Origin of the sequence: Streptosporangium longisporum (assembly GCF_039534895.1) — a bacterium.
Lineage (GTDB): Bacteria > Actinomycetota > Actinomycetes > Streptosporangiales > Streptosporangiaceae > Streptosporangium > Streptosporangium longisporum.
Genome location: NZ_BAAAWD010000007.1, coordinates 556,788 through 571,751, shown reverse-complemented (window position 1 = coordinate 571,751; position 14,964 = coordinate 556,788). Strand labels below are relative to the sequence as shown.

Sequence of the window (14,964 nt, the reverse complement as noted above, 5' to 3'; positions counted from 1 at the left end):
CCTGATTTTGTCCGATGATCGCTGTAATGTGCCTGGCGTAGTGATGCGGCCCGACGGGCTTCCGCGCGTCGTCTGAGCGCGGACACGCCCCCACACCGCACGAGTCTCTCGTGCTGCCTGGGGGTAGGTCCGTGACGGCATTTCGGCACTCCGCCGAAAGTCTGGCCATGCTGACGACCGGCGACTCGGTCGCCGAACGGCGGTTGAGCGAGGTCATCGCCGAGCACCTCCGAAGGACCGCGCGCATCAACCCCTCCGACGCCGAGCGCAGGTCCTGGGACCGCAGCCTCCCCGTCCTCGCCCGCGACCTGGTCGACGCCGGGCTGGGCGCGGTCGAGATGCTGGTCGAGTACCGGTTGCCGCTGACCAGCAAGCGCGCCGACGTGGTCCTCGCCGGGGTCGACCGCCGCACGGGTGACGACGCGTACCTGGTGGTGGAGCTGAAGCAGTGGAGCCAGGCCGAGTTGTTCGAGGACGACCCCAACCTGGTGCTCGTGGGCGGCGTGGCCGGTCCTCGCCTGCATCCGGCCCTCCAGGTCCAGACCTACTGCGACTACATCGTCGACTTCGTCGGCGCCCTGGAGGGCCGGGACGACGCTGTCAGGGGCGTGGCCTACCTGCACAACGCGGCCGATCCGGACGTCGAGGACCTCTACGGGGAGGCGCGGAGCGAGCGAAGCCGCCTGTTCACCAAGAGCCGGCGTGGAGCGTTCCTCGACCACCTTCGCGAACGGTTCGCCCCCGAGTCGGGTGCCGCAGCGGCCGATCGGTTCCTCAACAGCGCAATCCGCCCCTCCAAGCAGCTTCTCGCACTCGCCGCCCGGGAGATCAGGGAGCGCGAGCAGTTCGTCCTGCTCGACGAGCAGCGGCTGGCGTACGAGATCGTGCTGAACACCGTCGGCAGGGCGCGCAGGGCCGACACCAAGGAGGTCGTCGTCGTCACCGGCGGCCCCGGAAGCGGCAAGAGCGTCATCGCGCTGTCGCTTCTGGGCGAGTTGTCGCGGCAGGGTCGTGCGGTCCTGCACGCCACGGGGTCCCGCTCGTTCACCGAGACGCTGCGCCGGGTGCCGGGCAAGGGCTCCACGGCGGTGAAGAGCCTCTTCAAGTACTTCAACAGCTTCACGAGCGCGGGACGCAACGACCTCGACGTTCTCGTCTGCGACGAGGCGCACCGGATTCGCGAGACTTCGCAGAATCGCTACACCCCGGCCCGTCTGCGCAGCGACCGCCGCCAGATCGACGAGCTGATCGACGCCGCCCGGGTGCCCGTCTTCCTGCTGGACGAGCACCAGGTCGTGCGGCCCGGTGAGTCGGGCACCGTGGCCGAGATCCGCGCCCACGCGGAGGGGCGGGGTTTCCGGGTGCACGAGATCGCCCTGGACGAGCAGTTCCGCTGCGGCGGCAGCCGCGCGTACGAGGAGTGGGTGCTGCGGCTCCTCGGCCTTCAGGACGGCGGGCCCGCGCCATGGCTCGGGGACGACCACTTCGCGGTCTCGGCGGCCCGGTCACCGCAAGAGCTGGAGACCCTGCTCCGCGCGAAGCTGGACGAGGGCCGCTCAGCCCGGATGACGGCCGGGTTCTGCTGGCCGTGGAGCGAACCCGCCAAGGACGGCACGCTGGTCCACGACATCCGGCTCGACGGCTGGTCCCGCCCGTGGAACGTCAAGGGCGACCGGGCCGTGGGCGAGGCACCCGCGAGCGCACTGTGGGCGACCCAGAAGGGCGGCTTCGAACAGGTCGGCTGCGTCTACACCGCCCAGGGCTTCGAGTACGACTGGAACGGCGTGATCATCGGCTCCGACCTGGTCTACCGCGACGGCAGGCTCGTCACCGTCCGGTCGGCCAGCAAGGATCCCGCCCTCACCCGAGGGACCACCGACGAGCAGGCCGACCGGCTGATCCGCAACACCTACAAGGTCCTGCTCACCCGCGGAATGGCCGGAACCTACGTCTGGTCCGTCGATGCGCGTACCCAAGAGTTCATCGAGGAACTGATGCGGGCCTGAGGGTCCGCAGAAACACCGAACGAGCGACGACTTCCGCACCACCGACAGCGCGGCCCGACGGGCTTCCGGCGACGGACACGCCCCCACACCGCACGAATCTTCGTGCCCTGGGGGTATACGCATGGCCAGGCAGCTCGGACCCGCCTACCGGGGTTCTGCGGCGACGTTCTTCACGGCCCTTTCCACGCCGGCCTCCGAGATGGAGAAGGCGTTCACCGCGGCACTCGCCGAAGCGACGAAGCGGGAGACGGGAAGGCCCGCGAGCAAGAGCCAGCTACGGGCGTGGACCAACAGCCTCTCGGCCCTCGCACGCGACCTGAACGACGCGGGCCTCGACGGGATCGAGGTGATGGTCGAGTTCCCCATGCCGCACAACAGGAAAAGCGCGGCGGACGTCGTCCTCGCGGGCGTCAACCGTCACACCGGCAAGGACCTGTTCGTCGTCATCGAGCTCAAGCAGTGGAGCGAGGCCGAGCTCTACGAGGAAGACGAGAAGCTCGTGGCAGTGCCGGGAAGCTGGAACGACTACGACACCCACCCTGCGATCCAGGTCTCCAACTACTGCCAGCAGCTCGCCGAGAACTGCAGCGCCCTCGACGGGGAGCCCGAGGCGGTGGAGGGCGTGGCCTACCTGCACAACGCGACGCGGCAGAGCGTACCCGGCCTGTTCGATCTGGCACTGGACAGCAACGTCCGGCTGTTCACCAAGACGGAGCGGAGCGCGTTCGTCGGCTATCTCCGGGACCGGTTCGAGAACGCCGAGGGACACCCCGCGGCCGAACGCCTCGTCAACGGGCGGATCCAGCCCAACCAGCCGCTTCTGAAAAAGGCCGCGAACGTCCTCAAGGGACGCGACAAGTTCATCCTCGTGGACCAGCAGCAGAAGGCGTTCGAGACCGTGCGGCACGCGGTCGAGGGAGCCTTCGCCGCGAACACCAAGCGGGTCGTCACCATCACCGGCGGCCCCGGGAGCGGGAAGACCGCCGTGGCCATCGAGTTGCTGCACTACATGGCCAGCGCCAAGCGCCGCGCCTGGTACGCCACCGGTTCCCGTGCCTTCACCGAGACGATGCGCCGCTTCGTGACCGGGAGCGACAAGGATCTCAAGAGTCTCTTCAAGTACTTCAACGACTTCGCGACCGTCCAGCCCAACGATGCCGACATCCTCATCGCCGACGAGGCGCACCGTGCCCGACTGAAGTCCTTCGACCGGTTCAACGCGAGCAAGCGCAGCGACCGCCCGCAGATCCAGGACCTGATCAACGCGGCGCGGGTGCCCGTCTTCTTCCTCGACGAGCATCAGGTGGTGAAGCCCGGTGAGGTCGGCACTCTGGCGGCGATCAAGGCGTACGCGCAGCAGTTGAACGTAAGCCATCAGCACATCTCCCTCGAGGGCCAGTGGCGGTGCGGCGGGAGCATCGCCTACGACCTGTGGGTGCGCAGGCTTCTCGCCCTCGGTGACGAGGACGGCGAGTGGGACGGCGACGCGGGACCACAGCCCTGGACCGGTGACGAGAACTTCGAGGTCATCGTGGCCGAGTCTCCGGCGGACATGGAGGCCACCCTGGCCTCCAAGATCTCCGAGGGCTGGACGGCCCGAATGACCGCCGGGTTCTGCTGGCCGTGGAGCGACCCGAACCCCGACAAGACCCTCGAACCCGACGTGAAGATCGGCGACTGGGAGCGCCCCTGGAACGCGAAGAGCCCCTCCAAGGTCGGTGACGCCCCGCCGAGTCAGATCTGGGCCAGCGCGCCCGGCGGGTTCGGCCAGATCGGCTGCGTATACACCGCCCAGGGCCTGGAGTTCGACTGGGCCGGAGTGATCATCGGCCCCGACCTGCTGGCCCGTGGCGGCAGGCTCGTCACCGAACGTGAGAGCTGCAAGGACAAGGACCTGACGAAGTCGTCGGTCACCCCCGAACAGTTCGACCGCCTCATCCGCAACACCTACAAGGTGCTGCTCACCAGGGGGCTGACGGGGGTGGTCCTGTACGCGGTGGATCCCGAGACTCAAGAGTTCCTCTCCGGCCTCGTCAGTGGCACCGGCACCGAGTGAACCCGTTTCATCCCGGGAGGCCGGGCCGCTGGTCGCGGCATGATCGCGAGTTGAGGGTCCGGCACGCTGCCCGGTGGGGCCGAGCCGCTCCTGCCGTCTGGCTACCGATCGGTGCGATCTTCGGCACGGTTGGACAGGAGCGGTGATCCGGCCCTGGTGAGTGGCGCGTGGTCGAGTACCAACCGCGAAGTGAGGCCTCCGCGACGGTCCCGGCTCCTGACGTGTGGGCTTGGCCTGTCGAGCTTGGAGCCCGGCTGGAGGGTCTCAGCGAAGTGCCTCGGTGATGCGATGTTTCAGGACAGGGTCGCTGATGTCGTCGACCTCGCGCCAGGCTGCGGCGGTGACCTCCTCGGTCTGGAGCGGCCCAACTGCGTCGGCGGTGTGGAGGAGGAACCGGAAGTCGATGTGCCGGTGGTTCGGCTCGCCCTTGGCCGGGTTGGCGGGAATCGGATGGATGTCGACGTGAACGGGACGGTCACCGGCCGGGGTGACGGCAGCGGCGGGCATGCCGGTTTCCTCGGCGAGCTCGCGCAGGGCTGCGTCCAGGAGCGTGTCGTCCGATGCCTCCACATGACCGCCGGGCAGCAGCCACTTGTCCAGGGCGAGGTGGTGGATGTGCAGGATGCGCCCGTCGGGGTCGGCCAGAATCGCGCCGGCGGTCACGTGCCCTCGGAACTCCCCGCGGCTCGTGAGGTCCGCGCCGTCGTCCAGCAGTTCCAGGACGGGGGCGAGGCTCCGCTTCTCCTCGGGGTACGCGTCGAGGTAGTCGCCGATGACGGTGCGGATGTGGTCTGCCGTGATGGCCAAGTCGATCACCTGTTGAAGTAGGAGAGCCAGATCGCCGCGACGGCGGCGCGGTCGGCCGCGGAGACCTCATGCATACCGGGTGGGAGGTCTCCGCGGGTGAGCATCCCGATTCCGGCGAGTATCTCGGCCTGCACGAGGAAGATGAACGGCCCGACGCCGGCGCCGTGCAAAAAGTTGACGGCGTTTCCGCCGTTGGCCAGGTAGAAGTAGTGGCCGGTCGTCTGATAGCGGGTGATGTGGTCGCCGACCATGGTGCGGGTGTAAACGTCCGGCAGCCCGTCGAGTTCCAGCTCGTCCTCGCTGCTGGTGACGGTGGCGACGTAGGCACCGTTGCGCAGGTGGGGGAAGTCCTCGCCGCGCAGGGACACGGCACCGGTCGCGCAGAGGACGAGCCCGGCTCCGGTCAGCGCGCCGTGACGGTCGCGGGCGACGGTGAACCCCTGGGACAGTGCCTGGGTACGGCGCACAGGATCGATGTCGAAGACGGTGACCTGGACACCCTTGGCGTGCAGCAGCCGGGCGATCGAGCTGCCGAGCTTGCCGAAACCGATCACCAGGGCCGGGCGGCCGTGCAGGATGTCACCCCTGCCGCGCATGACGGCTTCGGTGGAGAAGACCACGGACTGGCCGACAAGGTAGTCCTCCGGGTCCTTCAGTGGCGACCGGGCGACCGAGACCACCGGGCAGGGCAGCGTGTCGAGATCCCGGTAGCGACGGTGGCCGTTCTCGGTGTCCTCGATCACCCCGAGAAGCCGTCCGGAGAAGCGCTCGTGCACCTCGGCCAGAGTTGGCGCGAAGTAGCCGCCGACGTCCAGCAGCACGATCGGCTCGGTGGCGGCTCGGGACTCGAAGTAGTCCAGGGCCGTGACGGGATCGGCGAACAGCTCACGGGAGAGCACGTCGACCGGGACGGTCTGTTCGGTCTCGCGCCGGGCGGCAGGGTCGATCGACTTGGGCTTGGGCAGCACCGCCCGCAGACGGCCCATCGCCGCGACCGCACGAACGAAGCAGGGCCGTTCGGGCAGCAGATGGGTGACCAGGAAGGACGTGACCCGCTCGTCGGGAACGAACCGAGCTGCGATCTTGGCAAAATAGGCGTCCAGCCGGGCACGTTCGAAGGCTTCCAAGGCTGTTCTCTCTCATCGGTGCGGGCGGGCAGTGCAGGTGGCGGGCGGAGTTTCACCGGAACAGCTCTCAGTGCTCACGGGCCAGTACGGCCGGCTCCTCGGGAGAGAGTGGCGGGGCCGTCAAGGCGCACCAGACGATCTTGCCGCCGGGGATTGGGCGGTAGTAGCCCCAGTCGGTGGCAAGAAGGTCCACGAGGTGGAGGCCACGGCCGCTCTCGTCGTCCGGGCCGGGCGTGCACAGGACGGGCGGGTTGCGGTCGGCGTCCCAGACTCGGAGCACCACCGTCTCACCGACCAGGTAGAGGTCCATCCAGATGCGGTCCGGGCCGAGATGGGCCGTCTCGGCGACGGCACGGCACGAGGCGTGCGCCTTGACCGCGTTGGAGACAAGCTCGGAGACGAGGAGCCGGGCCGTCTCGACCAGGTCATCTCGCCGCCAGCCCTCCAGCACCCGCTGGACGTGCACGCGGGCGTAGTAGGGCGAGGTCGAGAAGACGGAGAGTTCCAGATAGTGCTCGGTGGTTACACCTGTCATTTCACCCGCTCCTGGTCGGTACGTCGGACGTAGGACCGGCGCCGTTCGCAGACGGGGGACGCCGCTCACCCCACCGGGGGGATGGGGGCACGGCGCCGGTCCTACGGGGAAGCACGGCCGGGGAGCGTCGCAGGTGTGTCGCCGGTCGTGCCGCTGGGGCCGGACGGGCACCCGGTACGGGGTGGGCCGCCTCGGGAGGGAAGATCGTCCGCCCGGCCGTCTGGGGAAATCGTGCGTTTCACCTCCAGGGGGAAGCCCGCCTGGAAGGCTTACGGAGAGAGCATGCACTATCACCGTGAGTAAATGCAATGCAGGCTCTTACACTGCCCGCATAATCCAGAGAGGTGCCAAAAATGCAGGAGAAGGGCGAGTTGGAGGTAGTTGCACCCTCGTCACGTACCAAGCGCCAACCGCCGACGGTGCGTCTGCGGCGGCTGGCAGCCGAGCTGCGCCGCCTCCGCCAGGAAGCCGGACTCTCCCAGGTCGAGGTGACCGAGAAGACCAACGTCAACCTCGCCACGCTTCACCGGATCGAAACCGCCAAAGCCAAGCCGCAGCTCCGGACACTCAACGCACTGCTCGACGCCTACGGTGTCACCGGCAACCGACGTACCGACCTGGTGACGCTACAGAAAGAGGCCAAACAGCGCGGGTGGCTGTATGGCGTTGAAGCGGACCTTCCCGACAAGTACAGCGCCTATATCGGCCTGGAAGCCGAAGCCCAGCAGGCGATCAACTATGAGTCCCTGTTCGTGCCTGGCCTGTTGCAGACCGAGGACTACATGCGGGCGATGACGCGCGGTGTCCGACCAACCATTACGGACGCCGAAATCGAGCATCGTGTCGCTGCTCGAATACAGCGACAGGCTCTCCTGGAAGGAGACACACCGCTTCACCTGTGGGCGATTCTGGATCAGGCAGCCCTGTTCCGGCTGGTGGGCGGCGAGATCATCATGCGCGCTCAGCTCGAACATCTCGCCCAGCAAGCCAAACGCCCGCACATCACCGTCCAGGTCATCCCGTTCTCCGCTGGTGCTCACCCGGGTATGCCCGGCAGCTTCATCGTCTTGAAATTCGCCGCGGGCAACCCCGACGTCATTCACATCGACAGCATGGCTGGCGACCTTTTCCTTGAGGAAGAAACGGATATTCAGCGGTATAACGATATGTGTCAGCATCTTCGCGCGGTGGCGCTCAGCCCCGCTGACACAGCAGCGCTACTCGCATCTCTACAGAAAGATCACTAGCGAGAGGAGCCGAGATGAAACCAGATCTATCCGGTGCACGCTGGCGTAAGAGCAGCCTCAGTGCCGACGGACCGAGCTGCGTCGAGATGGCGTTCGTCGGCAACGATGTCGCCGTCCGCGACACCAAGAACCGCGAGGGTGGCACACTCGTGGTCGGCCGTGACGAGTGGACGGCCTTCGTCGGCGGCATCAAGAGCGGCCACTTCGACGGTATCTCCTGAAGCCCTCACTGAGACACAGGGTCGTCCTCCGAGTCCTGGAGAGCGCCTGCCAGGGCTCCAAATGACCTCTCAGGAGGAGGCCGCAATCTGCAGGCGAACAGTCTCGGCCAGTGCAGCACGCGCCCTCGAAGTCGGCCAGCCTGGCCGCGACCGTCGCCACCGCCAGCCGTTCCGGCAGGACGGCCGAGAACTTCAGCCCCTGGAAGGCGCGGCGGTCGACGTCCGGCAGCACCAGGAGCTCACCGTTCCCCGCGCCGTCACAAGCCTCGCGCCAGGCGTCGGGGCTCAGGTCCTCGCGGAGCCGTACGGTGAAGTCCGTAGGTCGCTGAACCGGGTCGGTGATCGACGGCAGTGTGGCGGCGAGCGTCGCGTTCGCGCGGTAGCCGGCCCACGTTCAACCACCGCACGTCGTCACCCGCCCTGGTGATCAGGGTGCCCCCGGGATGCACGGACGACCTGCGCATCAGGCTGCTCGATTTCCTAACCCGACCGGTTTGGCACGACAAGATATGAGCGCCCCTGCTCCAGCACCCGCAAGTGGACAGATAAGACGCTGAAGGGGCTAAATTCAATGCCGCTCTGCCGCACGATCTCGCTATCGAGTCACTGGCCGCCCGCTTGGCCGACTTCCCCGCCGGAGCTCGATCCTGACCGAACCAACTCGTCTTCTGATTTGATAGCAGAACCTCCGCCTCACATGGTCGTTCAGGCATGCTTCAATACCGGTCATGACCACAAGGAAGCTGATGGCGGCGTCTGCCCTGGTGGTCGCGATCGTCCCTCTCCACGCGGGACAGGCCGAGGCCCGGACGTCCTCCCCGCCCCTCTCGGTGATGAGCTGGAACGTCTGCGCGGGCACCAACCCCGCCTGCCGCTTCTACGGCAGGGACATGCGGGAGGTGGCCGTGGAGATCGGCCGGTACGCGACCGGCCAGGCGATCAGGCCGGACGTCATCCTCCTGCAGGAGTTCTGCTCGGGCGGGACGGCCGTGCTGGAGGGCGTACTGGAGCAGGCGACCCGGCGCGCCTGGACCGTGCGGTCCTCGGTCCTCACGCTGAAGGACGGCTCGCCCAAGGCGTGCGCGCCCGACCGGCAGGGGCTCTCGCGGGGCGGCATCGCCGTCGCCGTCGCCGTCGCGGTCGCCGACGACACCGCCACCTTCCAGGCCCACGTGCTGACCTCTCCCCCGTGGTACGCCAGGCGCATGGCGCTCTGCGCCGCGATCCCGGCCAGGAGGGTCAACGTCTGCGGCACCCACCTCAGCTCCGGCCTGTCCTACGACGACAGCCGGCCGGGTGCCCCCTTCCGGAGGAAGCAGGTCGGGGAGTTGCTGGCGGCGGTGGTCAAGCCCGGCCACCGCGCCGTCTTCGGCGGGGACCTCAACCTGCCCCCACCGGACAGCCGGCAGGGCACCGCCGTGAAGAGACGCATCCTGGCACCCGTCTACGCGGCCTACGCCGAGTGCGACCAGAGGGGCGGCCGCGACGGCCGCTGGACCGAGAAGCACGTCCGCGAGAACGGTGGCGTCGTGAAACGGAAGCTCGACTACCTCTTCGCCCCCAGGGGAAGCGTGGTGCGGTGCCACGTGGCCCAGGAGGCCGGCTCGTCCGACCACAAACCCGTCTACGTCAGCCTGAATCTCGGCTGACGTGGACGGGGCTCCGGAACACGGTCACCGTCGGAGTGCGGCGCGCTTGTCCGCCGCCGTCACGGCGACCCAGGTCATGGCGGTGATCGCGCCGACGGCCAGGGTCAGCGATCCGGCCCGCCCGCCCGACATGGCCCAGCCGTCACCGAGAGCGAAGATCAGGCCGCTGAGCCGTGAGGCCGTGGCGAAGCCGGGTCGTCCGGCGCGGGAGAAGTGGCGGCCCAGGACGAAGCAGGCGGCGATCAGCGCGGTGAAGGCGATGGATCCCGCGACCATGTGCATGAGGGCGTGCCAGCTCAGCGTGCCGGTCTGGCCCAGCGGGGTGCCCGCGGGGAAGCCGTCGCCCGGATCCATGACGAAGACCCCGGCGGCGATCGTCCCGACGCCGTTGACCAGGATCAGCCGGGGTGCCCAGGTGCCGCCGGGAGTACCCCGCATCGCACGGCGCAGCCCGAGCGCTCCGGCGATCGTCAGGGCTCCGCTGACCAGGAAGGTGGCGATCTGGAGCCAGCCGAGGTCACCGGTGGCGAGCATGCTGAGCGGGTGACGCGTCAGGTCGAAGCCCTCCCGGGTGAAGGCCTGCGTCAGCGACACGATCGCGAACAGGGGCGCGGCGACGACGCCTCCGGCGAGCAGGGCCCGCGTCACCGAGCCCTCGGGGCGGGCGGTGGAGCCGTGGGGAACGGAGTCGTGGGAGGTGGGGGGCTGGGTGACGGTCATGGTCGTTCCTCTCTGCTGCGACGGGATCCCGTCGCTCTCCTTCGTCCACCGGCCTCGACCGGTGCCGTGCTCGTGGTCGCCGGTCTCTCCCGGCCTCGCTGACGCGTCGAACGAGCCGGGCCGAACTCGACACCGTCGCCTGTCAAAGCCATGACCTGCGAATACATGTTTTCTTACGCATTTCCTGTCACATCGCATTCCCTGTCACATCAAGCTGCCGCCCTGGTCGGGACGTTCGTGTCGATATGGGGGTGCCCCGGTCGACGCGTGGCCGAGGACCGGCGAGGATCGGTCCTGCGAACACCAGAGGGAGATATGAAGATGCGATTCCTGATGACCACCAAGGGCGAGATGGCTCCTCCGGACGAGGCGACGATGGCCGAGATGGGCGCCTTCATCGAGGAGATGACCCGGGCGGGGGTGCTGCTGGCGACCGGCGGCCTGGACCCGGCCGGTACGCGCCTGACCTCCTCGGGGGGCAAGGTCACCGTCACCGACGGGCCGTTCACCGAGGCCAAGGAGGCGATCGTCAGCTTCGCGCTCATCGAGGCGCGATCGAAGGAGGAGGCCATCGAGCTCTCCCGCCGCTTCTGGAAGATCATCGGTGACGGTGAGGGCGCCATCCAGCAGGTCTTCGGCCCCGAGAACTGACCGGGCACCCCGGGCCGAGTCGGGCGATCACCGGGGGGTCCCTCGCCGCCCGGCCCGCCCCCGTGCCCGCACATCCGGCAGGACGGCCGGGCGGCCGTTCCCGCAGGTGATCCGGCCGGACATCCGGGCCGGGCGCTTGCGCACCCGGTCGGACGGGTGCTCTCATCGAGCGGTGACATCCGGGGACGCCCACCGCGCGGTCGACGCGGTCTGGAAGATGGAGTCGGCGAGAATCGTCGCCGGGCTCGTCCGGATGGTGGGCGACGTGGGGCTGGCCGAGGAGTTCGCGCAGGACGCGCTCCTCGCCGCCCTCGAACAGTGGCCCCGGACCGGCGTACCGGACAATCCAGGTGCCTGGCTGATGGCCGTCGCCAAGCGCCGCGCCGTCGACCACCTGAGGCGCGGCGAGCGGCTCGACCGCAGGCACGAGCAGCTCGCCCACGAGCTCACCACCCGGCAGGACACCTCCGAGGCCGAGGCCGACGCGGCTCTCGACGACGAGGTGGGCGACGACGTCCTGCGGCTGATGTTCGTCTCCTGCCACCCGGCGCTGTCGGCCGAGGCGCGGGTGGCGCTGACGCTGCGGCTCCTCGGCGGCCTGAGCACCGAGGAGATCGCCCGCGCGTTCCTGGTCTCCGAGTCGGCCGTGGCGCAGCGCGTCGTCCGGGCCAAGCGGACCCTCACCTCCCTCGGCGTCCCCTTCGAGGTTCCCGAGGGTGCCGACCGCGCGGGCCGCCTGTCGTCGGTCCTGGAGGTCGTCTACCTGATCTTCAACGAGGGGTACGCGGCCGGCGCCGGTGACGACTTGATGCGCCACGACCTCTGCCACGAGGCGCTGCGCCTGGGACGCCTGCTGGCCGGGCTCGCACCCGGGGAGGCCGAGGTGCACGGCCTGGTCGCGTTGATGGAGCTTCAGGCGTCACGATCGGCCGCCCGGACGGATCCGTCGGGCCGGCCCGTCGCACTGCACGAGCAGAACCGCGGGCGCTGGGACCGGCTTCTCATCCACCGTGGCGTCGCGGCCCTGTTGCGCGCCCGGCAGTGCGGCGGCCCGCTCGGCCCGTACGTGCTGCAGGCCGCGATCGCCGTGTGCCACGCCCAGGCCCGTACGGCGGAGGAGACCGACTGGTCGCGGATCGCCGCCCTCTACGAGGCGCTCACCCGGGTGCTGCCCACCCCGGTCGTGCAGCTCAACCGCGCGGTCGCGCTGGCCATGGCGTACGGCCCCGAACGAGGGCTGGAGCTCGTCGACACGCTGTCCGGCGAACCGGCGCTCAGGACCTACCACCACCTGCCCAGCGTGCGCGGTGACCTGCTGTTCCGGCTCGGCCGCCACGAGGAGGCCCGGCGGGAGTTCGAGCGCGCCGCGGCCCTCACCCTGAACGTGCCCGAACGCACGATCCTCCTGGAACGGGCCGCGGCCTGCGCCGACGAGGCCGTGCGGAAGGCGATCCCCCGGAAGGCGGGAGGGCCGTCGGGGCCCGTCACCCTGGCCGAGGCCGCGGAGGCGTTCCTCGCCCGTGACGATCTGGACGCCTCGACCGTCCGGTCCTACACGCAGACGATGAACCGGCTCCGCCGCGATCTCGGCGACGACACCCCGCTGGCCGAGGTGAGCGCCGGGCGGGTCGCCGAGGTGTTCACCGCCGCGTGGGGCGGTGCCGCCGCGGCGACCTGGAACCGGCACCGCGGCGCCGTCCGCTCCTTCTCCACCTGGACCGTCGCCCGGGGCCTGAGGCCCCTCGATCCGGACCACGGCCCGGGTCACGGCCCTGGCCACGCCCTGGATCACGGTTCCGGCCACGACGCGGAGCACTCCCCGGAGCACGATCTCGCCGCCGGTCTCACCCGCCGGTACGAGCCCCGGGGGCGTACCCGTCCCCTCGACCGGTCCCTCGTCGAGGCGCTGTGGGAGCGGCAGGACATCGCCCTGCGCGAGCGGACCCTGTGGCTGCTCCTCCACGAGAGCGCGGCCGGTCCCGGTGCGGCGCTCTCCATCGACGTCGAGGACCTCGACCTGCCCGGGATGCGCGCCAGGACGGCCTCCGGCTGGGTCAGCTGGCGCTCGGGCACCGCCGGGCTCCTTCCCCACCTCGTCGCGGGCCGCAGCAGGGGGCCGCTGTTCCTGTCCGACCGCAGGCCGGGGCCCGGCCGTCCCCCCGCCCCGGGTGACCTGTGCCCGGAGACCGGCCGCCGCAGGCTCTCCTACGAGCGGGCCGAGTACCTGTTCAAGCAGGCCACCGGCCACACCCTCAACCAGCTCCGGTCCGGACGGGAGAACGCGCGGGCGGAACGTCCTCGGTGAGGATCCGCCACCGGTCACGATCACGGACGAGGGCACGGGCGATCACGCCGTCCCCGGGGCACCGGTTTCCGGTGATCGTCCTGCGGAGCCCCGCGTTTAACCACCGGCGTGGCGCGCAGGGGCCAGGTCGGTGAGACAGGGGAACGAGCACGGGGAGCGGTGGTCGACGTGGCCGACGGGGAGAGCGTGCCCAGGCTGTGCCAGGTGGTGCTCGACTCCACCGACGCCAGGTCTCTGGCGGAGTTCTACCGATCTCTGCTGGGCCTGGTCTACCGGCCCGGTGACGAGCCGCCGGAGGAGGGGCACGCGGACGAGCGTGGCCGCGACTGGCTCGTGCTGAGGACCCCGGACGGCGCCCCGCAGATGGCCGTCCAGCAGGTCGACCACCTGCCGGAGGTGACGTGGCCGGAGGGCGGGGTGCCACAGCAGCTGCACCTCGATCTGACCGTGGAATCGGTCGAGGACCTGCGGGTCCAGCACGAACGCGTCCTGCGCCTCGGTGGCCGGCTGCTGCTGGACCGCATCGACGATCCCGAGGAGCCCCTGCGCGTGTACGCCGACGTGGCCGGTCATCCGTTCTGCGTCTTCGTCACCCGGCGCCGTGACCGGAGAGGGTTCGCCGGGGCGCCGGGACACGGCTCGCGGTGACGGCATTCCGTACGCTGCGACATCCGAACACGAAGCACCCATTCCTAGATTTATGATGAATTTTCCCCAAAGCATCACCCCTCCCTGATGGTGCATTAAAGGAAAAAGCACGATAACTCACAAACGCCCCGTTCCAGCGAATAACCGCATGTCAACCGGCCGACGGAACATTGCCGATAACGGTCTTTCCATTGACACGGCAGGGCGGAAATGACACGTTTACCAATGTCCGGCGCCATTCATGTGAGATCGGAACCGCGCCCTTTCTCGGCCACCGGACAAGGTTCGCAGAACGACCTCTGCCCACGCTCCACCCAGCTCGGAGGTACGATCATGCGTCGATCACTTCGTACGATCTCCATCACGGCCGGAATCGCAGGCGCGGTGTTCCTCGGGGTCTCGCCGCCCGTGGCGCTCGCGGCCCCGGCGCGGTCCTCCCCCGCGCCCCCTCCCACCCCCGCCCCGGCCCCCGGTTCCGAACGGTCCGCCGCGAGAGGCGAGGCGCGCCTGGAGAGCAGGGGCCCCTCCTCCTCCCGGGACGCCCGGTCGGCGTCCGCGTACTGCGTCTTCCAGACCTACGGGGACTACGTGCACGTCTCCTCGACCGCCTTCGAGGCCTCCGGGCACGGCTGGTGGGTGAACGGCGACTGCAGCGCGACCCTGGCGGTCGTCACCGTGCAGCTCCAGCAGTACTACTCCGACGGTGTCTGGCGGAACGCCGGAGCCGCGGGCAGCCAGACGGTGCGATCCGGCGGTGGCGCGGGCAACCGGGCGACCGGGCGCGCGGCCTGCGTCAACAGCGGCCTGACGGGATGGCGTAGCGTCGTCGACGTGGACCTGGTCGGCCTGGCCGACGACCCGGGCAAGCTCTACACACCGAGCCGCAACATCTACTGCAGGCGGTAACGGAAGAGGGCGCCGTGAGCATCGGACCCGACCACACCATGTCCGTGGCCCTGCACGGCGAACCGGTGTCGCATCGTGGCGAGATC

12 protein-coding genes and 1 pseudogene are annotated in these 14,964 nt (G+C 69.3%); 9 read left to right on the top strand and 4 right to left on the bottom strand.

Going from position 1 to position 14,964, the window contains the following annotated elements; genetic code table 11:
- Positions 1 to 167 precede the first annotated feature (167 nt).
- Together ABD832_RS15475 and ABD832_RS15470 are read left to right on the top strand one after the other, a co-directional pair.
- The gene (locus ABD832_RS15475) at positions 168 to 2,006 is read left to right on the top strand and encodes a DNA/RNA helicase domain-containing protein (protein ID WP_344894865.1); all 1,839 of its coding nucleotides are present in this window, start codon (positions 168 to 170) and stop codon (positions 2,004 to 2,006) included.
- 121 nt (positions 2,007 to 2,127) lie between these two features.
- Positions 2,128 to 4,062 (top strand): DNA/RNA helicase domain-containing protein, encoded by a 1,935-nt coding sequence (locus ABD832_RS15470; RefSeq protein ID WP_344894862.1) that lies wholly within the window; start codon positions 2,128 to 2,130, stop codon positions 4,060 to 4,062.
- 264 nt (positions 4,063 to 4,326) lie between these two features.
- Here ABD832_RS15470 and ABD832_RS15465 read toward each other — a convergent pair whose 3' ends face one another.
- The 3 genes from ABD832_RS15465 to ABD832_RS15455 form a co-directional block, all read right to left on the bottom strand.
- Positions 4,327 to 4,869 (bottom strand): NUDIX hydrolase, encoded by a 543-nt coding sequence (locus tag ABD832_RS15465; RefSeq protein WP_344894859.1) that lies wholly within the window; start codon positions 4,867 to 4,869, stop codon positions 4,327 to 4,329.
- Positions 4,870 to 4,874: 5 nt separating this feature from the next.
- Entirely contained in the window at positions 4,875 to 5,996 is a 1,122-nt protein-coding gene (locus ABD832_RS15460; protein WP_344894856.1) for an adenosylhomocysteinase, read from the bottom strand.
- Between the two features lie 67 nt (positions 5,997 to 6,063).
- Complete coding sequence (locus ABD832_RS15455) at positions 6,064 to 6,531, bottom strand: ATP-binding protein (protein WP_344894853.1); 468 nt, start codon at positions 6,529 to 6,531, stop codon at positions 6,064 to 6,066.
- A gap of 353 nt (positions 6,532 to 6,884) precedes the next feature.
- On the opposite strand from ABD832_RS15455, the gene ABD832_RS15450 reads away from it, so the two are divergent.
- From ABD832_RS15450 to ABD832_RS15440, 3 genes are all read left to right on the top strand, one after another.
- Positions 6,885 to 7,778 (top strand): helix-turn-helix domain-containing protein, encoded by an 894-nt coding sequence (locus ABD832_RS15450; RefSeq protein WP_344894850.1) that lies wholly within the window; start codon positions 6,885 to 6,887, stop codon positions 7,776 to 7,778.
- Between the two features lie 14 nt (positions 7,779 to 7,792).
- Positions 7,793 to 7,999 carry a DUF397 domain-containing protein gene (locus tag ABD832_RS15445; protein ID WP_344894847.1) on the top strand — a complete coding sequence of 69 codons (207 nt, stop codon included), beginning with the start codon at positions 7,793 to 7,795 and terminating at the stop codon, positions 7,997 to 7,999.
- A 728-nt stretch (positions 8,000 to 8,727) separates the two neighbouring features.
- Positions 8,728 to 9,648 (top strand): endonuclease/exonuclease/phosphatase family protein, encoded by a 921-nt coding sequence (locus ABD832_RS15440; protein ID WP_344894844.1) that lies wholly within the window; start codon positions 8,728 to 8,730, stop codon positions 9,646 to 9,648.
- A 24-nt stretch (positions 9,649 to 9,672) separates the two neighbouring features.
- Here the strand turns inward: ABD832_RS15440 and ABD832_RS15435 are convergent, their stop codons facing one another.
- Positions 9,673 to 10,368, bottom strand: a complete 696-nt coding sequence (locus ABD832_RS15435; protein WP_344894841.1) for a DUF998 domain-containing protein — start codon at positions 10,366 to 10,368, stop codon at positions 9,673 to 9,675.
- A gap of 315 nt (positions 10,369 to 10,683) precedes the next feature.
- Between ABD832_RS15435 and ABD832_RS15430 the strand changes: the two genes are divergently transcribed.
- The 4 genes and pseudogenes from ABD832_RS15430 to ABD832_RS15415 all read left to right on the top strand — a co-directional run bounded on the left by ABD832_RS15430 (position 10,684) and on the right by ABD832_RS15415 (position 14,878).
- A complete protein-coding gene (locus tag ABD832_RS15430; protein ID WP_344894839.1) occupies positions 10,684 to 11,019 on the top strand; it encodes a YciI family protein in 336 nt (111 codons plus the stop codon).
- Positions 11,020 to 11,191: 172 nt separating this feature from the next.
- Positions 11,192 to 12,451: pseudogene (locus ABD832_RS42145) on the top strand (RNA polymerase sigma factor); the annotation flags it as partial.
- A gap of 1,032 nt (positions 12,452 to 13,483) precedes the next feature.
- The gene (locus tag ABD832_RS15420; RefSeq protein ID WP_344894833.1) at positions 13,484 to 13,972 is read left to right on the top strand and encodes a VOC family protein; all 489 of its coding nucleotides are present in this window, start codon (positions 13,484 to 13,486) and stop codon (positions 13,970 to 13,972) included.
- A gap of 333 nt (positions 13,973 to 14,305) precedes the next feature.
- Positions 14,306 to 14,878 carry a hypothetical protein gene (locus ABD832_RS15415; RefSeq protein ID WP_344894830.1) on the top strand — a complete coding sequence of 191 codons (573 nt, stop codon included), beginning with the start codon at positions 14,306 to 14,308 and terminating at the stop codon, positions 14,876 to 14,878.
- The last annotated feature ends 86 nt before the right edge of the window (positions 14,879 to 14,964 follow it).

Bases quoted from the DNA above. Each gene is read 5' to 3' on its own strand.
- ABD832_RS15475 (WP_344894865.1), top strand. From the start codon at position 168: ATGCTGACGACCGGCGACTCGGTCGCCGAACGGCGGTTGAGCGAGGTC.
- ABD832_RS15470 (WP_344894862.1), top strand. From the start codon at position 2,128: ATGGCCAGGCAGCTCGGACCCGCCTACCGGGGTTCTGCGGCGACGTTC.
- ABD832_RS15455 (WP_344894853.1), bottom strand. From the start codon at position 6,531: ATGACAGGTGTAACCACCGAGCACTATCTGGAACTCTCCGTCTTCTCG.
- ABD832_RS15450 (WP_344894850.1), top strand. From the start codon at position 6,885: ATGCAGGAGAAGGGCGAGTTGGAGGTAGTTGCACCCTCGTCACGTACC.
- ABD832_RS15445 (WP_344894847.1), top strand. From the start codon at position 7,793: ATGAAACCAGATCTATCCGGTGCACGCTGGCGTAAGAGCAGCCTCAGT.
- ABD832_RS15440 (WP_344894844.1), top strand. From the start codon at position 8,728: ATGACCACAAGGAAGCTGATGGCGGCGTCTGCCCTGGTGGTCGCGATC.
- ABD832_RS15435 (WP_344894841.1), bottom strand. From the start codon at position 10,368: ATGACCGTCACCCAGCCCCCCACCTCCCACGACTCCGTTCCCCACGGC.
- ABD832_RS15430 (WP_344894839.1), top strand. From the start codon at position 10,684: ATGAAGATGCGATTCCTGATGACCACCAAGGGCGAGATGGCTCCTCCG.
- ABD832_RS15415 (WP_344894830.1), top strand. From the start codon at position 14,306: ATGCGTCGATCACTTCGTACGATCTCCATCACGGCCGGAATCGCAGGC.